Genomic DNA, 26,852 nt, shown 5'->3' with positions numbered 1-26,852 from the left:
ACGCACCCGGCGGCCGCGGAGATAATGCGGGGCGGGGCGCTGTGAAACCTTTCGAGGTAAGACGGACCGACCCTTCCGATGAGACCCTCTTTCCGCTCTCGGCCGCCCAACGGGCAACCTGGTTCGCTCAGCAATTCGATCCCGAAGTCCCGATTCTGATAGCGCACTACGTGGAGTTGCGCGGCGAACTCGACGTCGAACTGCTGGATCGCGAAACGCGAGCGGTTGCATACGAGTTTCAATCTCCCATGCTCAAAGTGATCGAGGTCGATGGTCAGCCGATGCAGTACGTGGACGAGACATCTGAGATCACCGTCCCTGTTGTCGACCTCCGTGGGTCCCCCGATCCGATCGAGGATGCCCTCGAGTGGATGCGCCGAGATTGCCGGACCCAGCCCGACCTGGCAGTCGACGGAATCGTCGAGACCGCAGTGCTGCACGTGGGCGACGCGCACTATCTGTGGTATAGCCGCATTCATCATGTCGCGCTCGACGGTTTCGGTGCCATGACCATGATGAACCGCATTGCGCATCGGTACTCGGCCTCGGCGGCGAGAAAGGATCCGCAGCCGAGTCGTGCCGCGACACTGCGCACGTTGTACGACATCGACGAGCGGTACAGAATGTCGGATCGATTCGCGGCCGACCGGGAGTACTGGGCAGGGCGCAAAACCGCCGTCGCCGGATCCAGCTTGGCGGAGGCTTCTGGGCCCGCGCAAATCGAGAGCCGACTCGAAAGCACACTGATGTCGGACCGGAGCTGTGCCCTTCTCCACGAATCCGAGAACCACGCTGCAACGGTCCTCGCTGCGCTTGCGTTGTACCTCTCGAGGATGACGGCGAAAGAGACTGTCCAGATTCATGTTCCGATGTCCGGACGGACTACGGCGGTGTTGCGGGACTCGGGCGGCATGATGGTGAACGTCGCGCCGCTGCTCATCCGTGTCGCAGCCGTCGACACTGTCGGTGAACTCTTCGCCCAGGTCCAGCATGAGCTCATGGGTGCATTGCGGCACCAGCGCTGCAGCCTCGACGACATCCGTCGGGACGCAGGCGTGACGAGCGGTCTGCAAGGCGAAGACTCATATGCCGGGCCCATGGTCAACGTCATGCTGTTTCGCCAGGAGGTGCAGTTGGGCGAGGTGGTTGGGGAGTATCACATCGTGACCTCCGGGCCGGTGGAAGACCTTCTGGTCAACGTGTATCCGAGCGGCGACAGGCTGCGTGTCGACTTCCGGGCAAACCCGATCCGCTACGAGGAGGCGGGTTTACGCGAGCACCACCGAAATTTTGTCGGCGTGCTGGAAGGGTTGATCGCGTCTGATCCCGGTGCCGAACTCGCAGAAATTCACGGCCCGACGGCCAGGGAGGGCGAGCGACGACAACGCGAAGTGCGGCACCTCGAATATTGGAGACATGAGCTCACCGGGGCGCCCGAACTGTTGCAACTTCCGTTCGATCGGCCCAGGCCTGCAACGCAATCGCTGGAAAATGGACAGGTTGAGGTCCTGATCTCCGCCGACACCCACGCGCGGCTCAGAGAAATGGCGAGTGATGTCGGGACGGACACACGCGCGGTCCTACACACAGGCTTCGCGCTCGTGGTAAGCCGATTGTCCGGTGCTTCGGACGTGGTGATCGGTACGCCGGCGGGATCCGACGCGAACATCGTTGCCGTCCGGAGTCGCATCGATCTGGAGACGCCGTTCACGGCGCTCTTGGGCAGTGTCGTCGAGGTCCGGCGTAATGCGCTGCTGCACAGTGAGATACGGCTCGAGCAGGTGGTGCAGTCGCTCGCTGTGGAGGTTGCGCCTGCGTATGCGCCGGTTCTACAGGTGACGTTCGAGCCCCTCGCCAGCGCTGACGAGCACCCTCGCGACATCGGCCGCTTCGATCTCGGAGTGTCTGCAGTCGAAATGTTCGACGAGGTGGGTACGCCGTCCGGAATCACGGTGACGCTCGCGTTTGCCACCGATCTGTTCGACGCCGAGACGGTACGCGGCCTCGGTTTGCGGTTAGCGCGCGTCCTGGAATCAGTCACCACAGATCCGGCAATGATGGTCGGCGACATCGACATCTTGTCCGACGACGAGCGATCCGCGATACGGCCTGTCCGCAGTGACTCTCGCGCTTCGCACCGCACCCTGGCCGAGTTGTTCGACGGTGCGGTGCGCACACACCCCGACGGCGTGGCCCTCTCGTATCTCGATGACGAGTTGACGTATCGAGAACTCGACGAGCGTTCGTCGAAGTTGGCCGGAGTATTGATCGACCGCGGCATCGGTCCGGAAAACAGCGTGGCGCTGGGATTGACGCGTTCGATCGAATCGGTTGTCGCGATGTTGGCGGTGACCAAAGCCGGCGCGGCATTCGTGCCGGTGGATCCGACCTATCCGAACGACCGTGTTCGCTTCATGCTGACCGATTCCGGCGCCGTACTGGGGCTCACGGTCGTTGCCGAACTTCATCGTTTGCCGGATTCGATTACCTGGATAGCGATCGACGACGCCGAGTTCCGTGGCCGACTTGCACGGTTGTCCGTGCGCACCATCTCCGATGTCGATCGGGTGCACCCGATCCGGCCCGACAATCCCGCGTACGTGATCTACACTTCGGGTTCCACCGGACTCCCCAAGGGGGTGACTGTCGCGCATCGTGGGCTGGAAGCGCTTGCTGCCGAACAGCGTTCGAGGCTCGGTGCGACCCAGGATGCGCGAACGCTGCATTTCTCGACCCCGAGTTTCGACGCCTCGATTTTCGAGTACCTTCTGGCTTTCGGTGCCGGAGCGACCATGGTGATTGCACCGAGCACGATCTACGGCGGTGACGAGCTGTCTCGCTTCCTCGAATCCCAGCGTGTCACGCATGGTTTTGTCACTACTGCGGCGCTCGGAACAGTTTCGCCCGAGGGCCTTTCGGGCTTCGGCGATGTGGTTGTCGGTGGTGAGGCCTGTCCGCCGGATCTTGTGCAGCGGTGGGCTCCCGGCCGACGGCTGTGCAATGCCTACGGGCCGACCGAGACCACCGTCATGTCGAACATCGGCGAGCCTATGGTGTCGTCGGAGAACATCACTGTGGGCGGTCCGCTCCGCGGATTCGACGAGATCGTGCTCGATCAGCGGCTGCACCCCGTCCCCGACGGTGTTGTGGGAGAGCTGTACATCTCGGGAGACGCGCTCGCACGCGGCTATCACCGGAAGTATGCGTTGACGGCAGGACGATTCGTGGCTGACCCGTTCGGTCTCCCGGGCCGGCGGATGTATCGAACGGGGGACTTGGTGCGCCGGCGCCGCGGACGTGCACTCGAGTACGTCGGTCGTAGCGACTTCCAGGTGAAAGTTCGCGGATTCCGTATCGAGCTCGGGGAAATCGACAGCGTCGTTCAGTCGTGTCCGCAGGTCGAGAATGCAGTCACCGTGGCGCGTGCGGCTTCCTCCGGTACAACGATGATCACCACGTATGTCGTGACTGCCGGCGGAAGTGCTCTCTCGACGGCCGATCTGACGCAGTACGCCGCGAGCCGTGTGCCGTCGTACATGGTTCCTGCGGCCTTTGTTCTTCTCGACGATTTGCCGGTAACTCCATCGGGAAAGGTCGATCGCGCTGCCTTACCGGCACCTCGGTTCGATGCTCGGTCGGACAACTTTCGGCCGCCCGAGGGCGCCGAGGAACTATTGCTGGCCGAGATTTTTGCCGACGTTCTAGGTGCCGAGACGGTGGGTGCGAGTGACGACTTCTTCGAGCTGGGTGGGAACTCACTGATTGCCACGAAGCTGATCGCACGAGTCAATGCCGCTGAAGCAATCGATTTCGGGGTGCGGACTTTGTTCGAAGCACCGACTATCGAATCACTGGCCCATCACGTGCGTGACGCGAAGTCCTCCCGAGTTGATCGCTCGCGTTCGAAGCGTCCAATCCTGCAGGCACATTCGTACAGGGACACGATTCCGGTGTCTCTGGCGCAACAACGCCTGTGGTTTGTCAATCAGTTCGACACGTCGTCCCCGGCCTACAACATCCCGATGGTGGTCCGACTGTCAGGGGTGTTGGATGTGGCTGCGCTGCAGCTCGCGATGGGAGATGTTGTCGATCGACATGAATCGCTTCGCACCGTCTACCCGTCGTCGGTCGACGGTCCACATCAGGTCGTGGTTCCTTCCGAACGTGTGACGTCGAAGATGGCGTGGGAAGTATCCGTTGACGAGGAAGCCTTGGACAGGCGCATCGCAGATCTGGCTCGCGAGGGGTTCGACGTGAGCGCGAACGTGCCCGTGCGCGGCTCCCTTTTTCGAATCACTCCGGACGTTCATGTCCTCGCGTTGGTGGTTCACCATATTTCGGCGGATGGAGCTTCTCTCGAGCCGCTGGCCCGCGACCTGACCCGCGCCTACGCGGCGCGGGCTGCGAATCGGGCACCGGACTGGCCGCCTTTGCCTGTGCAGTACGCCGACTACAGCCAATGGCAGATCGAACTGCTCGGCAGTGACGCCGATCCGGACACGCTCCAGGCGAAGCAGTTGGACTACTGGACGTCCACCCTGTCTGGTCTACCTGACGTGATCGACCTTCCGCTGGATCGACCGAGGCCGGCGGAACGATCCATGCGCGGTGAATCGGTCCGATTCTCGGTGCCCGAAGACGTGCACGGTGACCTCCTCGAACTCGCTCGGAATCACAACGCGACACCGTTCATGGTGGTGCACGCAGTGCTGGCGATTCTGTTGGCACGGCTGAGCGCCTCGCCGGACATAGCGATCGGCACTCCGGTAGAAGGGCGCGCCGAGCAAGTCCTCGACGATCTGGTCGGGATGTTCGTCAACACTGTCGTCCTGCGAACCGCCGTTGATACCGCCGCGACTTTCGAGGAAATCCTTGCACGAACTCGCGACGTTGATCTGGCAGCGTTCGGGCAAACCGAGGTGCCGTTCGAGAGCGTCGTCGACGCGATTGCGCCGGAACGTTCGACGTCTCATTCACCGCTCTTCCAAGTTCTGTTGGAGTTTCAGAACATCGCCCACCCCCATCTCGAACTGCCAGGACTCGTTGTCGATGTGATCCCGGTGGATATCGGTGTCGCAAAATTCGACTTGCAGTTGGCTCTCTCCGAACGGCGCGGCAAGGATGGCATCCCCACCGGCCTCGATGCAGCCTTCACCTATGCCTCGGACATCTTCGAGCGCGGCACGGTTACGGAGTTCGCCGAGCGGTTCGTCCGCCTGCTCACGTCGTTGGTGGCGAATCCTACTGCCCCGGTATGCGATACGGAAATTCTGGGCGCGGGTGAGCGTGGGTTGGTGGTGGGTGGTTGGGATGGTGTGGGGGTTGCGGTGGGGGGTTTGACGTTGGTGGATGTGTTGGATGGGCGGTTTGCTGGTGTGGGGGGTGGGGGGTTGGTGTGTGGTGGGGTGGTGTTGTCGTGGGGTGAGTTCGATGTTCGGGTGAATCGTTTTGCGCGGTTGTTGATTTCGTTGGGTGTGGGTCCGGAGTCGCGGGTGTGTGTGGCGTTGTCGCGGTCGGTGGAGTTGTTGGTGGCGGTGTTTGCGGTGGTGCGGGCTGGTGGGGTGTTTGTTCCGGTGGATGTGGGTGCGCCGGTGGAGCGGGTGGGGTTTGTGGTGGGGGTGGTGGATCCGGTTGTGGTGTTGTCGCGGGTTGGTGATGGTGGGTGTTTGCCGGTGGGGGTGGGGTTTGTCGATGTGGGTTGTGTTGATGTTTCGGGGTTTTCGGGTGATCCGGTGGGGGTGGGGGAGCGGTTGGGGGTGTTGTTGCCTGAGCATGCGGTGTATGTGATGTTCACGTCGGGGTCGACGGGTCGTCCGAAGGGGGTGGTGGTTTCGCATGCGGGGGTGGTGAATCGGTTGTTGTGGATGCAGGGGGAGTTTCCGTTGGGTGTGGGGGATGTGGTGTTGCAGAAGACGCCGGTGTCGTTCGATGTGTCGGTGTGGGAGTTGTTTTGGCCGTTGATGGTGGGTGCGCGGTTGGTGGTGGCGGATCCGGGTGGGCATCGTGATCCGGTGTATTTGGTGGGTGTGATCGAGCGGTGGGGGGTGTCGGTGGTGCATTTTGTGCCGTCGATGTTGGAGGTGTTCGTGGGGGAGCCTTCGGTGGTGGTGGGGTGTTCGAGTGTGCGTCGGGTGTTTGTCTCTGGTGAGGGGTTGTCGTCGGTGTTGGCGGGGCGGTTTGCGGGGGTGTGTGGTGCGGAGTTGGTGAATTTGTACGGGCCGACGGAGGCGTCGGTGGATGTGACGTTTCATGTGGTGGAGGGTGTTGTGGGGGTGGGTGTTCCGATTGGTCGGGCGGTGTGGAATACGCGGGTGTTGGTGTTGGATTCGCGGTTGCGGCCGGTTCCGGTGGGGGTTGTGGGGGAGTTGTATGTGGGTGGGGTGCAGGTGGCGCGGGGGTATGAGGGTCGTGTGGATTTGACGGCGGGTCGGTTTGTGGCGGATCCGGTGTCTGGGGTGGTGGGTGCTCGGGTGTATCGGACGGGTGATGTGGTGCGGTGGGGGTGTGGTGGTGAGTTGGAGTTTGTGGGGCGCACGGATTTTCAGGTGAAGGTGCGGGGGCAGCGGGTGGAGTTGGGTGAGGTGGAGGCGGTGTTGGTTGCTCAGGCGGGGGTGGCTGGTGCGGTGGTGGTGTTGCGGTCGGGTGTGGGTGGGGATTTTTTGGTGGGGTTTGTGGTGGGTGAGGTGGGGGTGGTGGTTGACGAGGTGGTGGTGTTGGAGGGGGTGCGGAGGTCTCTTCCGGGGTTCATGGTGCCGTCGGTGGTGGTGGTGTTGGATGGGTTGCCGGTGACGGTGCATGGGAAGTTGGACCGTAAAGCTCTACCGGACATCAACTTCGAACCTCAACCGCTGCAGTACGTTGCGCCGCGCACGCCGGTCGAGGAGACGGTTGCCGCAATCTTCGATGATCTGCTGGGAACGTCGACGGTGGGCGTGTACGACGACTTCTTTGCTCTGGGCGGGAACTCTCTCAGTGCGGTCAGGTTGGTTGCGCGAGTGAATTCTGTTCTCGGCGAACGGATCAACATCCGCGACGTCTTCGATGCTTCTACCGTTGCAGCGCTGGCCGAGTTGGCGCAGTTTCGCGGAAGCGATGGCGAAGGGGATATCGGTGGAGGAGCAGGGGCCAAGCCAGCGTTGAAGCCGCGGGGTACGACGACCGATCTCCCACTTTCGCCGGCGCAGGAGCGAATGTGGTTTGCGAATCAGTTCGCCCCCGATTCCGCCGCATACAACGTCGCGTGCGCATTGAGGCTCGACGGTGCAGTGAATGTGGGCGCGCTTCACGCTGCATTTGTCGACGTCGTCGAGCGGCACGAGTCTTTGCGCACTGTTTTTCCTCTCACTGACGACGGCCCGCGTCAGGTGATCATGTCCACCTCACAGGTGGTAGCGGATCTTGCACCGATAGTTGTGCAGGGAGAGCAAGAGCTGCGCGAGCGTTGCCGGCAGATCGCTTCGGTTGGTTTCGACGTCATGCATCAGGTCCCGATGCGCGTCACCTTGTTGCGGCGAGATGACCAAGTCCACTCGCATGTCCTGGTGATCGTGATTCACCACATCGCCGCCGACGGATTCTCGACGGTACCGCTGGCCCGAGATCTCATGAGCGCATACTCCTCCCGCGTTAACGGTGAGGCACCTCGGTGGGCGCCGCTCGAGATCCAGTACGCCGACTACGCGTTGTGGCAACGTGGTTGGTTGGGTTCGGAATCCGACTCTCGGTCTTTGATCTCGAAACAGCTCGCGTATTGGGCCGAGAATCTTGCGGGCACACCGGAGGTTCTCGACATTCCGACCGATCGACCGCGCGGTGATGTGCGTTCGCTTCGACGCGGACGGATTCGGTTCGAGTTCAATCCGGATGTTCATGCCGGTGTGGTTGCCCTGTCGCGCACACACAACGCCACGGTCTTCATGGTTGTGCACGCAGCCTTGGCGGTCCTGCTGGCGAGGCTCAGTGATGAGGACGACGTAGCAGTCGGAACTCCCATCGCCGGGCGTGGGGAGCGCGAACTCGACGACCTGGTGGGCATGTTCGTCAACACGTTGGTCTTGCGCACTGCCGTGGACCGTGGCGCGACTTTCGGGGACTTCCTCGACCAGGTCCGAAACGTAGATCTGAGCGCCTTCATCCATGCGGACGTGCCGTTCGAACGAGTCGTCGAGATAGTGAATCCTTCACGTTCGACGGCATACTCGCCCCTGTTTCAAGTCATGTTGGAGTTCCAAGACATCGAGCGACCTACACTGGAACTCCCCGGCCTGCAGGTGACGGACGTGGGTGTCGAGATCGACACGATCAACTTCGATCTGCAGTTGACGGTGACGCAGAAGGTCGTCGCCACCGGCGAACCGGACGGTATTCGCGCCGAATTCGGTTATGCGACGGATATTTTCGACGAGGAAACGGTAAGGTGCTTCGTCGACCGCCTGCAACGGATTCTCGAGCGCGCTATCACGGATCCGCAATCGCGGATCGGAGATATCGAGATTCTCTCAACCCGTGAGTCAGTCGAACTGGTACCCGTGCGAGGTGTGATCTCCGCCGCTGTTCAGACTCTTCCGGATTTGCTTACTGCAGCAAAAGATATGGCGACCGCCCAGGATCCCGGCGCCGTCGCGCTGGTGTTCGAGGAACGTGAAGTGACCTATCTCGGACTCGACGCACAGTCGAACCGATTGGCCCGCATGCTGATCGAATCCGGAGTGGGTCCCGAATCGGTGGTGGCGTTGTGTCTCCCACGCTCCGTCGAGTCCGTTCTGGCGGTGTGGTCCGTTGCCAAAACAGGTGCGGCATTCCTCCCCGTGGACCCAGGACATCCTGCTGCACGTATCGAGTACATGCTGGGCGACTCCGGTGCAGCGTTGGGGATAACGTCTCGAGCTCACCACGCAGCATTGTCCGGCCTCGTGCCGTGCCTGGTCCTCGACGATGCCGGTTTCGAGGAACGGCTGTGGGCGTACTCGCCGTCGAAAGTCACCGACGCTGATCGGAAGGCACGGATTCGAATCGACAATCCGGTCTATCTGATCTACACCTCGGGGTCAACAGGAACGCCCAAGGGCGTGACGGTCACACATCGCGGGTTGAGCGATTTTGCTCTCCAGGAGCGCGAGACATTCGCCGCCACGACCCGATCCAGAACTCTGCACTTCGCTTCGCCGAGTTTCGACGCGTCGGTTCTCGAACTCATGTTGGCCGTTGGTGCTGGAGCCACGATGGTGATCGTGCCACCGACCGTCTACGGCGGGCCGGAGTTGGCGGCGCTGCTGGAGCGCGAACGCGTCACGCATTGTTTTGTGACTCCGGCAGCGTTGGCGTCCGTCGACCCAGACGGTCTCACCACTGTCGGTTGTGTCGTGACAGGTGGGGAGGCGTGCCCGCCGGAATTGGTGGCCCGCTGGGCGCTGGGCAGAAAGATGTTCAACGCCTACGGCCCTACCGAGGCAACTGTCGTGTCGAGTATCAGCGCGGCACTGGCTCCGAACGACGCGGTCACCATCGGCGGACCGACTCGCGGATTCAGCGAGGTAGTGCTGGACTCGCGTCTGCGCGCAGTACCGGTAGGTGTCGCGGGTGAGCTATATCTTGCCGGGCCGGCTCTCGCTCGCGGCTATCACCGGCGATCCCCGTTGACCGCCGCGCAGTTTGTCGCAGATCCCTTCGGTGCGCCGGGAACGCGGATCTATCGCACGGGCGATCGCGTGCGGTGGACGCCCGATCGACAGCTCGAGTATCTCGGGCGCACCGATGCCCAAGTGAAGGTCCGTGGGTTCCGCATCGAACTCGGGGAAGTCGAGGTGGCGCTGCAGTCGCACCCGTGCGTGGCCCAGGCGGTGACGGGCGTCTGGAACGGAGACGGTAGCGATCGGTTGATCGGCTACGTTGTTCCTGATCGGGGAGCGAGTATCCATACGCGTGACGTCCTCGCGCATGCAGGCAGGCGTCTGCCGTCGTACATGATGCCTGCGGCGGTGGTGATGCTCGACGCCCTTCCTCTGACGGTTCACGGAAAACTGGACCGCGCAGCGCTTCCCGCACCCGATTTCTCGTCCGCCTCCTCACCCGACCGGCCACCACGAACGGAAACCGAGAATCTTCTTGCCGGCCTGTTCGCGCAGGTTCTCGGCCTCGACACCGTAGGAGTGCATGATTCGTTCTTCGAGGTCGGCGGCGACAGCATCATGTCCATCCAATTGGTGGCCCGGGCTCGCGATGCAGGTGTGATCTTCTCGCCTCGAGATGTGTTCGTCCATAAATCTGTTGCCGCGCTTGCCGAGTCGGCGAAATTCGAGCACGACGGAACGGAAGTTCTCGCGGAGCTGCCAGGATCGGGCATCGGTACTGTTCCTTTGACGCCGGTGGCAGAGTGGATGCTCGACCGCAGCGGCGGCTTATTTGGCAGCGAATTGAGCCGGTTCTCCCAGGCACTCTTGCTGACCGCTCCCGGTGATCTCACCCAGGACGTCCTTGTCCGTAGCGTCCAGCTGCTGCTGGACCGGCACGACATGCTCCGAGCGCGCCTGGTCGAGCGTGAGCGGGTCATGGAAGTCTTACCGCCCGGCTCGATCTCGGCCGAAGGACTGATCCGTCGTGTGAGAGTCGACGCGGTGGACGACGACGACTTCACCGCCTTGGCGTCGAGGGAACTCGAGGCTGCGGCCGACAGCTTGGATCCTGCTTCCGCCGACGTGGTTCGCGTTGTCTGGTTCGACGCTGTTGACAATCCCGATTTTTCGAACAAGCGGGGCCGACTACTTGTGCTGATTCATCACCTGGTTGTCGACGGCGTCTCGTGGCGCATTCTGGTCACCGACCTGGCGTCGGTGACAGCACAACTCCAGGCCGGTGTCACGCCCGAATTGCCACAGATCGGAACTTCGTTCCGGCGATGGGCGCACGGGCTTGTCGAGCACGTGGGCGACCGGAGCGTCGAACGGGACATGTGGAAAACGATTCTGAACGGTGATGACCCGCTGATCGGTTCGCGCCCAATAGATCCCACGATCGACGTCGACGACACGGTCGACACCGTCACAGTGGACATCTCGCCCCCGGTGACCAGGAACCTACTCACCACGGTTCCTGCGGCATTCCACGCCGGGGTGAACGACGGACTCCTCACCGCTGTCGCGTTGGCTTCTATCGGGTGGCGACGACGCCGAGGTATGGATACCGCCACCGCCCTGATCACTCTCGAAGGACACGGCCGCGAGGAAGGAGCGGTTCCGGGCGCAGACCTCGCTCGCACCGTTGGTTGGTTCACCACGCTCTACCCGGTGCGCGTGGATCTCGGCGGAATCGACGTCGACGACGCACTGGCAGGTGGTGCCGCCGCCGGTCGGGCCCTCAAAGCTGTCAAAGAGTACTTGCGTGCGATCCCCGATCATGGAATCGGATTCGGGATGTTGCAGTACCTGTCTGGCGAGAGCGGCACACCCGGCCGATTCCGTTCTCCTCAGATCAGTTTCAACTATCTGGGCCGGATCAGCTCCTCTGACGGAACACAGGACTGGCTGCCGGTGGAGGGTAATCGAAAGCTCGGCGGAACCCAGGATAGGTCCATGCCTGTGGCGTCCGTGATCGACATCAACGCGGCCGTCGAGGAGGGCCCCGACGGGCCATGCCTGACAGCGTCGTTTGCATTTCCACACGGGGTGCTCGACGAGTCGGAGGTCGCGGAGTTCGCGGATCTCTGGCGGCGTGCGCTCGATGGTCTGGCCGCTCACGCATCGTTACCCGGTGCGGGTGGTCTGACACCGTCCGACATCCCGCTGGTCTCGGTCGACCAGCAACAGATCGAACGCTGGGAGGGGGATTACCCGGCATTGAACGATGTCTGGTCGGTGTCGCCCCTTCAGGCTGGGTTGATGTTCCATGCTTCACTAGCGGCAACATCCACGGATGTCTACACAGCTCAACTGTGCGTCGAACTCGAAGGAGTGGTTGATTCCGAGCGTGTGCGCGGCGCTGCTGCCGGATTGTTGGTCGACCACCCGAATCTGCGTGCGGCGTTCGTCTACGACAGTAACGGTGTGCCAGCGCAGTTGATTGTCGACGATGCGGAGATTCCATGGAGCGAAGTAGATCTCACGGAACAAGGATCGGTTTCCGAATCAGAGCTACGGCGGCGTCTCGATGAGGATCGCAGAGCTCCCTTCGATCTAGCCTCGCCGCCACTGTTACGGCTGGCGTTGCTGCGAACCACCCCGACGCAGTGCGTGCTGGCGGTGACAAATCATCACATTGTTCTCGACGGTTGGTCGATGCCACTGTTGGTACGAGAACTGCTGATGCGATACGCCGCCGACAGTCTCCCGGTCGACAGAGTCCCGCCCGATCTTCCCGAGTCCCCCTCGTACCGCACCTATCTGGAATGGTTGGCGGACCGCGATCCCGACACCTCGCTCGCGGTATGGGCAGACGCCATGCAGGGCGTCGAGGAGCCGACCCTGTTGGCAGATCCGGCACTGAACGTGGAGCAGGGTGTGCCCGAGGAAGTAATCGTCGATCTGCCTCAACCGGTACTCGACGGACTCGGTGCACTGGTCCAGCGCAGCGGGATCACGATGAACACGGTGGTCCAAGCCGCGTGGGGTGTTCTGTTGTCCCGATTGCTTTCCCGCGAAGACGTAGTCTTCGGCGCCACGGTCTCGGGGCGCTCACCTGAACTACGTGGTGTGGAAAACATGATGGGACTGCTGATCAACACGTTGCCCGTACGTGTGCAACTGGATCCGGACGAGACGTGGGCCCAGTTGCTCGCTCGACTACAGGACGAGCAGGTATCACTCCTCGATCATCACTATGTCGGGCTCGGCTCGATTCAGGCACGGGTAGGGATGGGCAACCTGTTCGACACGCTCTCGGTCTTCGAGTCTTATCCCGTTGACACCTCGGGGATGGATGAGAACGCCGACATCGCCGGGATGCGAGTCACCAATGTGGACGCCCGCGATGCGACGCATTACCCGCTCACCGTGCTCTCGATCGCCGAGCAGGCTTTGCACCTGAGCCTGCGATACCAGCCTGCAGCCTTCGATCGCGCAGCGGTCGACACCATCGCACAGCGTTTGGCGCGGATTCTCACCACCATCGCAGAGGACGCGGACACAACGGTCGGTGAGGTCGACGTGTTTGTTGCGGGTGAGCGTGGGTTGGTGGTGGGTGGTTGGGATGGTGTGGGGGTTGCGGTGGGGGGTTTGACGTTGGTGGATGTGTTGGATGGGCGGTTTGCTGGTGTGGGGGGTGGGGGGTTGGTGTGTGGTGGGGTGGTGTTGTCGTGGGGTGAGTTCGATGTTCGGGTGAATCGTTTTGCGCGGTTGTTGATTTCGTTGGGTGTGGGTCCGGAGTCGCGGGTGTGTGTGGCGTTGTCGCGGTCGGTGGAGTTGTTGGTGGCGGTGTTTGCGGTGGTGCGGGCTGGTGGGGTGTTTGTTCCGGTGGATGTGGGTGCGCCGGTGGAGCGGGTGGGGTTTGTGGTGGGGGTGGTGGATCCGGTTGTGGTGTTGTCGCGGGTTGGTGATGGTGGGTGTTTGCCGGTGGGGGTGGGGTTTGTCGATGTGGGTTGTGTTGATGTTTCGGGGTTTTCGGGTGATCCGGTGGGGGTGGGGGAGCGGTTGGGGGTGTTGTTGCCTGAGCATGCGGTGTATGTGATGTTCACGTCGGGGTCGACGGGTCGTCCGAAGGGGGTGGTGGTTTCGCATGCGGGGGTGGTGAATCGGTTGTTGTGGATGCAGGGGGAGTTTCCGTTGGGTGTGGGGGATGTGGTGTTGCAGAAGACGCCGGTGTCGTTCGATGTGTCGGTGTGGGAGTTGTTTTGGCCGTTGATGGTGGGTGCGCGGTTGGTGGTGGCGGATCCGGGTGGGCATCGTGATCCGGTGTATTTGGTGGGTGTGATCGAGCGGTGGGGGGTGTCGGTGGTGCATTTTGTGCCGTCGATGTTGGAGGTGTTCGTGGGGGAGCCTTCGGTGGTGGTGGGGTGTTCGAGTGTGCGTCGGGTGTTTGTCTCTGGTGAGGGGTTGTCGTCGGTGTTGGCGGGGCGGTTTGCGGGGGTGTGTGGTGCGGAGTTGGTGAATTTGTACGGGCCGACGGAGGCGTCGGTGGATGTGACGTTTCATGTGGTGGAGGGTGTTGTGGGGGTGGGTGTTCCGATTGGTCGGGCGGTGTGGAATACGCGGGTGTTGGTGTTGGATTCGCGGTTGCGGCCGGTTCCGGTGGGGGTTGTGGGGGAGTTGTATGTGGGTGGGGTGCAGGTGGCGCGGGGGTATGAGGGTCGTGTGGATTTGACGGCGGGTCGGTTTGTGGCGGATCCGGTGTCTGGGGTGGTGGGTGCTCGGGTGTATCGGACGGGTGATGTGGTGCGGTGGGGGTGTGGTGGTGAGTTGGAGTTTGTGGGGCGCACGGATTTTCAGGTGAAGGTGCGGGGGCAGCGGGTGGAGTTGGGTGAGGTGGAGGCGGTGTTGGTTGCTCAGGCGGGGGTGGCTGGTGCGGTGGTGGTGTTGCGGTCGGGTGTGGGTGGGGATTTTTTGGTGGGGTTTGTGGTGGGTGAGGTGGGGGTGGTGGTTGACGAGGTGGTGGTGTTGGAGGGGGTGCGGAGGTCTCTTCCGGGGTTCATGGTGCCGTCGGTGGTGGTGGTGTTGGATGGGTTGCCGGTGACGGTGCATGGGAAGTTGGACCGTAAAGCCCTACCGGACATTACTTTCAACGCAGCAGAATATCGCGCGCCGATCACGCGAACCGAAGGTGTGGTCGCTCGAGCGATCTCGGACGTGCTCGATCTCGACCGGGTGGGGGCCGATGACAATTTCTTCGAGCTCGGCGGGGACTCCCTCAGCGCTACCCGCGTCATATCGCGCATCAACACCGCGTCGAACATAAAACTGGGGGTCAAAGCGCTGTTCGACACTCCGGTGGTAGCTGATCTGGCGGCCTCGATCGATCCGGTCGAACCAGTACTTGGTGAATCGGGGCCTGGAGGTTCGGGGCTGGTTGAATTCACGGATAGAAAACGGCCAGAACACATTCCACTGTCCCTGTCGCAGTCGCGTATGTGGTTCCTCAACCAGTTCGACACTTCATCTCCGCTCTACAACATTCCCGTTGCCCTGCAACTCGACGGATTCCTGGATCTCGAAGCGCTCGAAGCTGCGCTCGGCGACGTAGTGGAACGGCATGAATCCCTTCGGACGATCTTCCCGACTTCCGCGGACGGGCCACACCAGGTGATTGTCGAACCAACGCTCGCTGCTCCTCGAATCCACCCCGTACCGATTCCCGGCGAGCAGATATTTACGGCGTTGCATGGGTTCTTCGACGTGGGATTCGATGTGACCGAGGAGTTCCCGCTGCACGTGAGGTTGCTCCGAACCGGACCGGAGCAGCATGTTCTTGCGATCGTTGTCCACCACATCGCGGCCGACGGCTTCTCGATGACGCCACTGGCACGTGACCTGATGCGCGCCTATACATCCCGTGCGCAGGATCAGAGACCGATGTGGGCGCCATTGCCCCTCCACTACGCTGATTACAGCGTGTGGCAGAGGGAGACCATCGACGCAGAAGATGGTCCAGGTACTTCGATCGCGGAACAATTCATCTACTGGACCGAGGCGCTGTCGGGAATCCCTGACGTCTCACCCCTCGCTCTTGATCGACCTCGAACGCCGAAGCGCTCTTCCGAAGGCGCCGTGGTCTCGGTGAGCATCTCACCTGAAGTTCATCGAGCTTTGACCGACCTTGCACACCAGCATGATTCGACTCTCTTCATGGTTCTGCATGCGGCGCTCGCGGTGCTGCTGGCACGGCTCTCGGGGTCAGGTGACGTTGTGATCGGGACGCCGGTCGCGGGACGCGGCGAATCAGTGTTGGACGACGTGGTAGGGATGTTTGTCAATACTCTGGTTCTTCGTACACCGGTCGAATCCGGAGCAACCTTTACCGACACCCTTGCAGCAGTGCGGTCGACAGATCTCGGCGCACTGGACCATGCGGACATTCCCTTCGAAAAGCTGGTGGATTACCTTGCGCCCGATCGCTCCACTGCACATTCACCCCTATTTCAGGTACTACTCGAATTCCAGACCGCCGCGAGCCTGCGCCTCGAACTACCGGAGTTGACGATCCGTTCGCTCGACATCGATCTCGAGGTGGCAAAATTCGATCTGCAACTGAGTGTGATGGAGCAAGTCGACGAGCGCGGCGTTCCGGATGGGATCAGCGCCGGCTTCCGCTATGCCACGGATGTTTTCGATGAAGGATCCGTGGAGCGAATTGCACAGCGCTTCGGGAGGGTGATCGACGCCGTGATCGACGATCCGTCCGCGATCGTCGGTGACATCGACATTCTTCTGACCGGCGAACGTAGCGAGGTGCTGGTTGCGCCGCCTCCCTCGGTTATCGACACGAATGATGATTCGCTGTCGGACCTCTTCGATCGAGCGGTGCGCACTTCGGGTGATGCCGTGGCGGTGCGTTGTGACGGCCAGTCGGTGACCTACCGCGAACTGGACGAACGAGCTAACCGCCTCGCGCGACTGCTGTTGGCGCAGGGGGTCGTGCCAGAGACACTCGTGGCAGTTGCGATGACCCCGTCGTTCGAACTTCTTGTGGCTCTGCTGGCGGTGGTGAAATCGGGCGGTGGATACCTACCGGTGGACCTGACGTCTCCGCCCGAACGGGTGAGCTTCGTGCTGCGTGACGCTGCGCCGGTGTGCGTTCTGACGACCACAGCTGGCAGTGATGACGTCGGCGGCAACGGGGTGCCCGCGATCGTCGTGGACAGTACCGACACTCGTGATGCGCTGCAGAGGTTTTCACCGCTGCCGGTAACCGATGAAGACCGGTCGCTACCGCTGCACCCTGATTCGGTGGCCTACGTGATTTACACCTCGGGATCCACCGGGAGACCGAAGGGGGTGGAGGTACCTCATCGCAGTGTCGTGACGTTGCTGGCAAACACCAGAGCACTCTTCGGATTTGACCGCGGCGATGTGTGGACGATGTTTCATTCGGCGGCATTCGACTTCTCGGTGTGGGAAATGTGGGGTGCACTCGCACATGGTGGCCGACTGGTGCTGATCGACTATTTCACGGCCCGGTCACCCGAGGCATTCCTCGAATTGCTGCGACACGAACGTGTCACGGTGCTCAATCAAACTCCGACTGCTTTCTATCAATTGGCGGAAGCCGACCGGCGTGCCGGGGGTGCGGACCTGTCATTCTTGCGTTACGTGATCTTCGGCGGTGAGGCGCTCGACTTCGGACAGCTGACGCGCTGGTACGCCCGACGCGGGACCTCGCCACCTGATCTGGTCAACATGTACGGCATCACGGAGACAACCGTGCACGTCAGCTACCTACCGCTGGATCGTGGACCGGCACGTGAAGGATCTGCTTCGGTGATCGGGCGGGCACTGCCCGGGTTGCGTGTGTACGTGCTGGATCGGCGGCTGCACCCCGTGCCGCCCGGCGTCGTGGGTGAACTGTACGTCTCCGGCGACCAGGTCTCACGCGGATACCTCGGCCGGTTCGGCCTCACCGCTACACGTTTCGTTCCCGACTTCACAGTCAGCGGTGCGCGCATGTACCGGTCCGGTGACGTGGGGCGCGTGAATGACAACGGACAACTGGAGTACCTCGGTCGTAATGACCTTCAGGTGCAGGTGAAGGGCTATCGAATCGAACTCGGCGAAGTGGAGTCTGCTCTGCTCGCCGGAGTGGGAGTGGCGCAGTCGGCGGTGGCGGTACGCGGAGACCGATTGGTGGGCTACGTGGTGCCGGAGACCGGTGCGACCATCTCTCCGAAGGCGTTGCTCGAGGACCTCTCGGCGAAGTTGGCAGCACACATGGTCCCCGCTGTCGTGACGGTTCTCGAGACCCTGCCACTGACGGTGAACGGGAAACTCGACCGGAAAGCGTTGCCTGAACCTGACTTCGGGCAACAGATAACCGAGAGTCGTTCTCCCGTTTCGGAAACGGAAAGGACCCTTTCGAGCCTTTTTGCCGAGGTTCTGGGACTCGACGAGGTAGGGGTGGACGACTCGTTCTTCACCCTCGGTGGCGATTCGATCATGTCCATCCAGTTGGTGGCCCGCGCCAAGTCTGCCGGAGTTCTGATCACACCGCGCGAGGTGTTCGAGCGCAAAACCGTTGCAGCGCTGTCCGAGACGGCCGGAACGGCTGGCGACCGCGTCATCCTCGAGGAGCTACCTGGCGGCGGCGTCGGTGAGATCGAATTGACGCCGATCGTCAAATGGATGCTTGATCGTGGTGGAGATTTTCGCCGGTACTCCCAATCTGTTCTGCTCTCGGTTCCTGCCACGGTCGACGAGGACACGTTGACACGGGCCGTGCAGGCTGTGGTGGACCATCACGACATCCTCCGAGCAGGTCTTCGGGTCGCACCCGATCCCGAATCCGTTGGGCGGATGAACGTCGAGCCTGCGGGTGCGGTCAGGTCTCAGACAATCGTGCATCGCGTGCACCTCGACGGCGCTGTTGCCGAGACGGTCTCGACGGCACTTGGCGCCGCTCTGGATCGGCTCGATCCGGGGACCGGCGTGATGGTGCAAGCAGTGTTGTTCGAACCTGACGGACGCGGGCGAAAGCGGTTGCTTCTCGTGGCGCACCACCTCGTGACGGACGGGGTCTCCTGGCGAATTCTGATCCCCGATCTTGCGCTCGCGTGTGCGCAGGTGCAGTCAGGCATCGACCCTTCACTGGCGCCGGTCGGGACGTCGATGCGTCGATGGGCGCGTGGCCTCGTCGACGCCGCGCACGAGCCGGATCGGGTGGCTGAACTCGACTACTGGCTGGACACACTGCGAGGTCCGGACCCGATGCTTGGTGCGCGCTCCTTGGCGACGACGGATACCGGCGTGAGTGCAGCAGACGTCGAAATCTGGGTACCCCCGGCCTTGACCGAAACCGCGTTGACCGATGTGCCGCAGGCGATTCACGGGAGCGTCGAGGACGGATTGTTGACGGCGCTGGCTTTGGCTTTGGTTCGCTGGCGGAGCGATCGGGGGATGGACGCTCCGGAGGCGTTGATCAGCCTCGAGGGCCACGGACGCGAGGAACCGGTGGTCCCGGGGGCTGACCTTGCTCGTACCGTCGGATGGTTCACGTCGATCTTCCCGGTGCGCCTCGATTTGAGCGGTGTGGATCCGAGTGATGCCTGCGCCGGCGGTCCGGCTGCAGGCTTCGCTGTCAAGGCTGTCAAGGAACAACTTCGGGCGGTGCCGGAACGCGGCATCGGATACGGCCTACTTCGATACCTGAATGCTGATACAGCACAGTATCTGTCGCAGTTTGCTGCGCCTCAGATCAGTTTCAACTACCTCGGGCGCGTCGGTGGATCCGAGGCCGATGCTTCAGCGGAATGGGTACCGATCCGTGACGAGGGTCTGCGGGCAGTTGCGGTCACCGAGCTACCGCTGGCGGCTGTCCTCGAGGTCAACATCATGGTCGTCGAGGGCAGCGACACTGCAGACCGCGCGGAGCTCGTTGCCGGCTGGACCTATTCGCCGGACATTCTGCGCGAGGACGACGTTCGCCACCTTGCGCAGTTGTGGGTCGACGCACTCGTCGGGCTCGGCGAGTACGCAGCGGACGGTGGCGGATTCACACCCTCGGATTTCGATCTGGTCGAGATTCGACAGGATGCGATCGACGACCTCGAGAGTCGGTGCGACGACCTTCGCGACGTCTGGTCACTCTCACCACTGCAAGCAGGCCTGCTGTTCCATGCCGAACTGGCCGAAGAGTCCGTCGACGCCTACCTCGTGCAGGTGACCCTCGACCTCGTCGGCGACCTCGATGCGGAACGCCTTCGCCGCGCGGCCGACCGGCTGCTCGACAGGCATGACAACTTGCGCAGCGCCTTCCTTCACGACGCGGACGGCCGCGCCGTCCAGGTGGTCCGAAGCAACGTGGCTGCGTCATGGCAGGCGGTCGACCTCGCTGCCAAGTCAGCTCGGGATCTCGAGCAAGTACTGGCACAGGACCGAGCGCTCCCGTTCGACATCTCGCGTGCGCCGCTGATCAGGTTCACGCTCATCGCGATTGCCCCGGAAACGTTCAAGCTTGTGCTGACTAACCACCACATCCTTCTGGACGGCTGGTCGATGCCACTTCTGATCAGGGAGTTGGCGACTCTGTACGTTGCAGACGCCGAGGCGTCGGGGTTGCCGCGTGCACGCCCCTACCTCGACTACCTGACCTGGATGAACCGTCGCGACTGGAAAGCCTCCCGCGGGGTGTGGGCGGGGGCGCTGCGCGGAATTGACGGACCGACGCTGCTTGCCCCGCACGATCGGTCGCGTCGACTCTCCACCATGGCGGCCGAGTGGGTGTTCGATCTGGACGAGGATTTCACGACGACACTCCGCGGCGTAGCGCGGAGCCGCGGGCTGACGTTCAATTCGATTGTCCAGGTGTCGTGGGGGATCGTCCTCTCGGCTCTGACCGGGCGAGATGATGTGGTGTTCGGAGCGACTGTGTCGGGTCGACCACCCGAGCTGACCGGGATCGAAACCATGATCGGGCTGTTCATCAACACAATTCCGGTCCGAATCACGGTGCGCCCGGGTGAGAGTGTCGGCGCTCTCCTGCAGCGGATTCAGTCTGAGCAGGCAGAGTTGTCGGATCACCACTATCTTGGACTTTCCGAGATTCAAGACGCCTCCGGGCCGGAGATCGGCTTCGACACGTTGACAGTCTTCGAGTCGTACCCCGTTGACCGTCAAGGACTGTCGACCGACACGGACAACGCGGGGATCCGAATCGCAGGCGTCGAGGCGAAGGATGCTGCCCACTATCCGCTCAGTTTGGTGGCGTCGGTCGATGCCAGGCTTCGGCTGAAGTTCGAGTATCTACCCGAGGTTTTCGACTCAGTCGATATCGGGTCCATCGCCAGCCGACTGCGGCGCGTGCTCGAAGCGTGTGTCCATCCGGATCAATCGTTGGCGGCGGTGTCGGTGCTGACGGAGATCGAACGCGACCAACTGGTGCCCGTCCGTGGTGCGGTCGGTGAGTCGACCCGCATTTTCTCAGAGATTTTCGACGCGGCAGTTCAGCAGGATCCGGATGCACTCGCTGTTGTGTCGTCGAGCGGCAGCATGACCTATGGCGAGCTGGATTTCCTGTCGAATCGTATTGCTCGCGTGCTCGTCTCGCGAGGACTGGGAACCGAGGACTACGTCGCAGTCGGTGTTCCACGTTCTCTCACCTCGGTGTTGTCGATACTCGCCGTGGCCAAAACAGGCGCTGCATTCGTGCCGATCGATCCGAACTACCCCGACGAGCGGATCACCCACATGCTGAGCGATTCCAACGTCGGCGTCGGTTTGACCACCACCGCATGTCGAGATCGACTGCCCGAAGTCGCAGAGTGGCTGATTCTCGACGACCCGGACTTCACCAAGAAGTGCGAAGGATTCTCGGGCCGTCCTCTGACCGACAAAGATCGACTCCGTCCGATCGGCTTGGATTCCGCGGCCTACGTGGTCTACACCTCGGGGTCGACCGGCGTGCCCAAGGGAGTGGTGGTCACCCATCGCGGCATCGACAATTTCGCGCGGGACCAGGTCGAACGCTACGGTGCAACACCACAATCGCGCACACTGCACTTCTCCACTCCGAGTTTCGACGGGTCGCTCTTCGAGTATCTGCAGGCTTTCGGAGCCGGCGCGGCCATGGTGATCGCTCCACCCGAGATGTACGGGGGCGAGGAGCTTGCGGAGCTTCTGGCCGAGCACGTAGTCACGCACGCGTTCATCACCACGGCGGCACTGGCTTCGGTGGATCCGGCTGGACTCGAGCAACTGTCGGAGGTCGTGTTCGGTGGTGAAGCCTGCCCGCCCGACCTCGTCGCTCGCTGGGCGCCCGGCCGCAGGCTGTACAACGCTTACGGACCGACCGAGGCGACGATCATGTCCAACGTCAGCCCGCCGATGGCGGCTGGTGAACGCATAACGATCGGGGGACCCATCAGGGGTGTGAGCGAACTGGTGCTCGATTCGCGGCTGCAAGCCGTTCCCGTCGGGGCGCCTGGCGAACTGTACCTTGCCGGGCCGGGAGTGGCGCGGGGATACCACCGTAGGCCGGGATTGACGGCAGAACGCTTTGTCGCCAACCCGAGTGACCCGGGAACGCGGATGTACCGCACCGGAGACATCGTGCGGTGGACGGCCGAATCGCGAATCGAATACTTGGGCCGCAGCGACTTCCAAGTCAAGATTCGGGGCTTCCGTGTCGAACTGGGTGAGATCGACAGCGCGCTCATGGCGGAGCCGAACGTCGGGTTTGCCGTCACGATTGCTCACCGTGGTCCCACGGGAGACGCCCGGCTCGTGTCGTACGTTGTGCCAGCAGAGGGCCAATTGGACACCGGGGTCCTGGTATACGCCCTGGCCGAGCGATTGCCTTCGCACATGGTGCCCGGCGCAATCGTCGTGCTGGAGAGCATTCCGCTGACAGCCGTCGGCAAACTCGACCGCTCGTCGTTACCCAGCCCCGAGATCCACACGACCGCAAAGGATTTTTGTTCACCTGTCGGTCCGGTCGAGCAGGCGGTGTCGAACGTGTTTGCAGAGGTGCTCGGCCTCGAGCGCGTTGGTGCCGACGGTAATTTCTTCGACCTCGGGGGAAATTCTCTCAGTGCTACATCGGTCGCGGCCAGGCTGAGGACAGTGCTGGAAGCCACTGTCGGCGTGCGGGATCTGTTCGAGGCGCCGACGGTTGCCGCCCTGGCTGCGGTGATCGAACAGTCGGTTGCCGGACAGTCGGGGCGCCCGGTGTCGGAGCCGCGGCCTCGGCCCGAAAACATCCCGTTGTCGTTTGCTCAGCAGCGAATGTGGTTCGTCAATCAACTGGACACCAGTTCGCCCGCGTACAACATCCCGCTCGTGGTGCGACTGACCGGTGAACTCGACAAGCCGGCGTTGAGAGCAGCGGTGTCCGACGTCATCGCCCGCCACGAATCGCTACGAACGATGTTTCCGGTTCGCGGCGACGGGCCGATCCAGCACATAGTGCCCACGGACAGCACGGCGCTGCCGCAGTTGGCCGAATCACTTGTTGCCGACGAACATCACCTTCGCGACGAGCTTGCCAGAATGGTCGCGGCAGGTTTTGACGTCGCAGCGCGAATCCCATTGCGGGCGGCGTTGTTCACCATGGGCGAGCGCGAACACGTACTTGCGGTTGTGGTGCACCACATCTCCGCCGACGGTTTCTCGATGTCCCCGTTGGTGCGGGATGTGATGACGGCGTACGAGGCCCGCGTGCACGGCGAAGAACCGCAATGGGCGCCTCTGGCGATCCAGTACGCCGACTTCACCCTTTGGCAGCGAGAGCTTCTGGGTTCTGGCGAAACCCCGGCATCGGTGATCTCCGAACAGCTGGATTACTGGCGACGCACACTCTCGGGCGCACCCGACCTCCTGGAACTTCCACGCGATCGGGACCGGCCCGCACAGCAGACTTTTCACGGCGCGCGCATCCACTTCTCGATCGGCAGTGACCTCCATCGCCGTATCCGGGAGCGCTCGAGGCAGCATCGGTCCACTGCATTCATGACAGTGCACGCGGCGCTCGCGGTACTGCTGGCACGTCTCGGCAGCACCGACGACGTCGTGATCGGGACACCGATCGCCGGTCGAGGGGACCGCGTCCTCGATGACCTGATCGGGATGTTCGTCGGAACACTTGCCCTGCGTACACAGGTGGACTCGGCGCAGTCGTTCCGGGACTTCGCGGCGCATTGTCGCGAGGTCGACCTCGCGGCGTTCGCGCATTCCGAGGTTCCGTTCGAGCGGGTTGTCGACGCGGTCGGGCCGAAACGGTCGACGGCCTACGCTCCCATCGCCTCGGTGTCGTTGGAATTCCAGAACAACGAACGGCTGAATCTGCAACTGCCAAAGTTGGAAGTCCGCGGCATCGACCCCCAACTCGACGTAGTGAAGGTGGACCTGGAATTCCTCCTGGCCGAGGAATTCGACGAAAGTGGAGCGCCCCGAGGGATGAGCGGCGCGGTCGACTTCGCCACTGATCTCTTCGATCCAGGTACGGTCAGTAGCTTTGCCGACATGTTCGTACGTGTTCTCGAATCCGTGACCGTGCATCCCGAAGCGGCGATCGGTGACATTGCGCTGTTCGGTGATCTCGAAACTCGCGAGTTGGTGCCTGCGCGTGGACAGACGGGAGTACCGCCGAAACTGTGGCCCGACTTGTTGACGACCGCTGCTGCGGTTGACCCGGACTCGGTGGCTCTGTCACTGGAGAACCGGCAGATCAGCTACCGCGAACTGGACGAGTGGTCGAACCGTGTGGCCCGGGAACTGTGCGGTCGGGGTGTGGGTCCGGAGACCTTCGTGGCGTTGGGAATGCCCCGATCGATCGAGTCGGTGGTGGCAATCTGGTCGGTGGCCAAAGCCGGAGCTGCTTTTGTGCCCGTCGATCCCGACTACCCGCGTGGGCGCGTCGAATACATGCTCGCCGATTGCCGAGCCTCACTCGGATTGACGGTTCGCGGAAGCCGAAGCCATCTACCCGACGTGGTTCCTTGGCTCGAACTCGACGATCCTGACTTCGAGCGGCGGGTGGCGGCGTTGTCGCCGGAACCGATCACCGACGACGACCGAACCGGTGAATTGCGCCTCGACCATCCCGCCTATCTGATCTACACCTCGGGGTCTACCGGAAAGCCCAAGGGAGTGAACATCACTCATCGCGGTCTGGCCAACTTCACGGCAGAGACTCGAGAGAGGTTCGAGGTCACTCACGATGCGCATGTCTCGCAGTTGGCCTCGCCGAGTTTCGACGCGTCCATCTTCGAGCTGACCATGGCGTTCAGCGCGTCCGCACGGGTCGTGATCGTTCCACCGGCGGTGTACGGTGGCGCCGAACTGGCAGACGTTTTCCGGCGCGAGCAGGTCACTCATGCCACCATCACGCCGACTGCGCTAGCGGCGCTCGGTGACAACGGATTCGAGGCGCTTCGTGTCCTCGATCTGGTGGGCGAGGCCTGTCCGCCGGAGGTCGTCGCGCAATGGGCGCCGGGTCGGAGGCTGCACAACGGCTACGGCCCGACTGAAACCACCGTGCAGGCGAGTGTCAGCGATTCGATGAAACCCGGTGCGGGAGTGAACATCGGCTCGCCGGCAGTGGGCTTCGGTTTCCTGGTGCTGGACGAGCGTTTGCAGCCCGTCCCGGTGGGTGTGCCGGGGGAGCTGTACATCATCGGCCCAGGTATGGCACGTGGGTACCATAATCGGGCGTCGCTCACGTCGGAACGATTTGTCGCGTGCTCGTACGGGTCGCCGGGGCGCCGGATGTACCGCACCGGAGATGTCGTGCGCTGGCGTGAGTCCAGCGGCGACAGTGCACGTGATGACGGCAGTGCACGTGATGACGACAGTGCAAGTACTGGGTCACATCACACGCTGGAGTACATCGGGCGCAGCGACTTCCAGGTCAAGATCCGTGGTTTCCGGATCGAACTCGGCGAAATCGATGCAGTTCTCACGCGTCACCCGTCCGTGGACTTCGCTGCCACGATCGGCCAGGTCGGACCGTCGGGTGAAACGGTCCTGGTGTCGTATGTGCGCGCGTCGGATGCCGAAGCCGCGGACAGCGAAGCCGCGGACAGCGACGAGATACGGGTGTACGCGGCCGACCGGCTACCCGCGCACATGGTTCCGTCGGCGGTGGTACTTCTCGAGCGAATACCTATGACGCCGGTGGGCAAACTCGACCGGAAGGCTCTACCGGCACCCGAATTCAGTTCGGCCGCAGCAAAGTTCCGCGAACCGGTCACCGAGACCGAACACGCAGTGGTCGACGCATTCGCCGAGGTTCTGGGCGTCGACCGGGTGAGCACCGCGGACAGCTTCTTCGATCTGGGCGGGTCGTCGCTGGTTGCCACCCGAATCGTCAGCGCACTGCACTCCCGATTCCAACGCAGGATTCCACTTCAATGGATGTTCCTCGACCCGACACCGGCCGGAATTGCTCGTCGCCTCGACCTGCCGACTGTGAGCGCCGGCATGGAAGAGTTGCTCGCCGTGGTTGTTCCGCTGCGCGCAGAAGGAAGTGGGCGACCACTGTTCTGTGTGCACCCTGGTATGGGCCTGTCCTGGGGATACGCCGGCCTGGTGCGGTACCTGCCCGAGGACCGGCCGGTATACGGCCTTCAACTACCCGCACTCAGCGACGACGGTGACTATCAGTCGATCGAACAGTTGGCGCATCGATACGTCGAAGAGATGGAGGCCGTGTCGTCGGAAGGGCCCTACGACTTGCTCGGGTGGTCGCTCGGTGGCGTCATCGCGCACGCCATGGCCGTCGAATTGCAATCGTCCGGTAGCGAAGTCGCAACACTGACGATGATGGACAGTTACCCCGACAACGGCGATGCCGCGTCGTCAGCCGTCCTCGATGTCCGGGACCTGCTGAGAGGACTCGGCCTCGAGGTCGAGACCGACGAAGATCTGACATTCGACGACGCGGCTGCCGTGTTGACCCAGTCGGTCGGGACCGAGACCGGGGTCGACGGTCGGGACCTCGAGCGGATTGCCCGTGCGTACGAGGCTTCGCAGCGAATCACGCACCAGTTCGTTCCACAGGTCTACGAAGGAGACCTGGTGATTTTCCCGGCAACTGGAGGAGACGACACGATTCCGCGCGAAAGGTCGACCCAGGAATGGGGTCCGCTCGTGACCGGCCGGATCCTGGAGATACCGGTGGGCTGCGGACACAACGAGATGATCGAGCCTGCGGCCATGACGGTCATCGGACCGGAGATGGCTCGGCTCCTCACGATGTTTTCGGGTTACTCCGAACGGGCATGA

The 26,852-nt window shown here is 62.5% G+C and carries 1 protein-coding gene; it reads left to right on the top strand.

The genetic code is table 11. The annotated features are described in order from the left end of the window. Positions 1 to 41 precede the first annotated feature (41 nt). A complete protein-coding gene (locus tag ACSW29_RS25500) occupies positions 42 to 26,852 on the top strand; it encodes a non-ribosomal peptide synthase/polyketide synthase (RefSeq protein WP_448278601.1) in 26,811 nt (8,936 codons plus the stop codon).

Source organism: Rhodococcus sp. GB-02, from assembly GCF_053470465.1.
The sequence above is the reverse complement of the archived record's forward strand: the minus strand, read 5'-3'. Positions and strand labels throughout refer to the sequence as shown.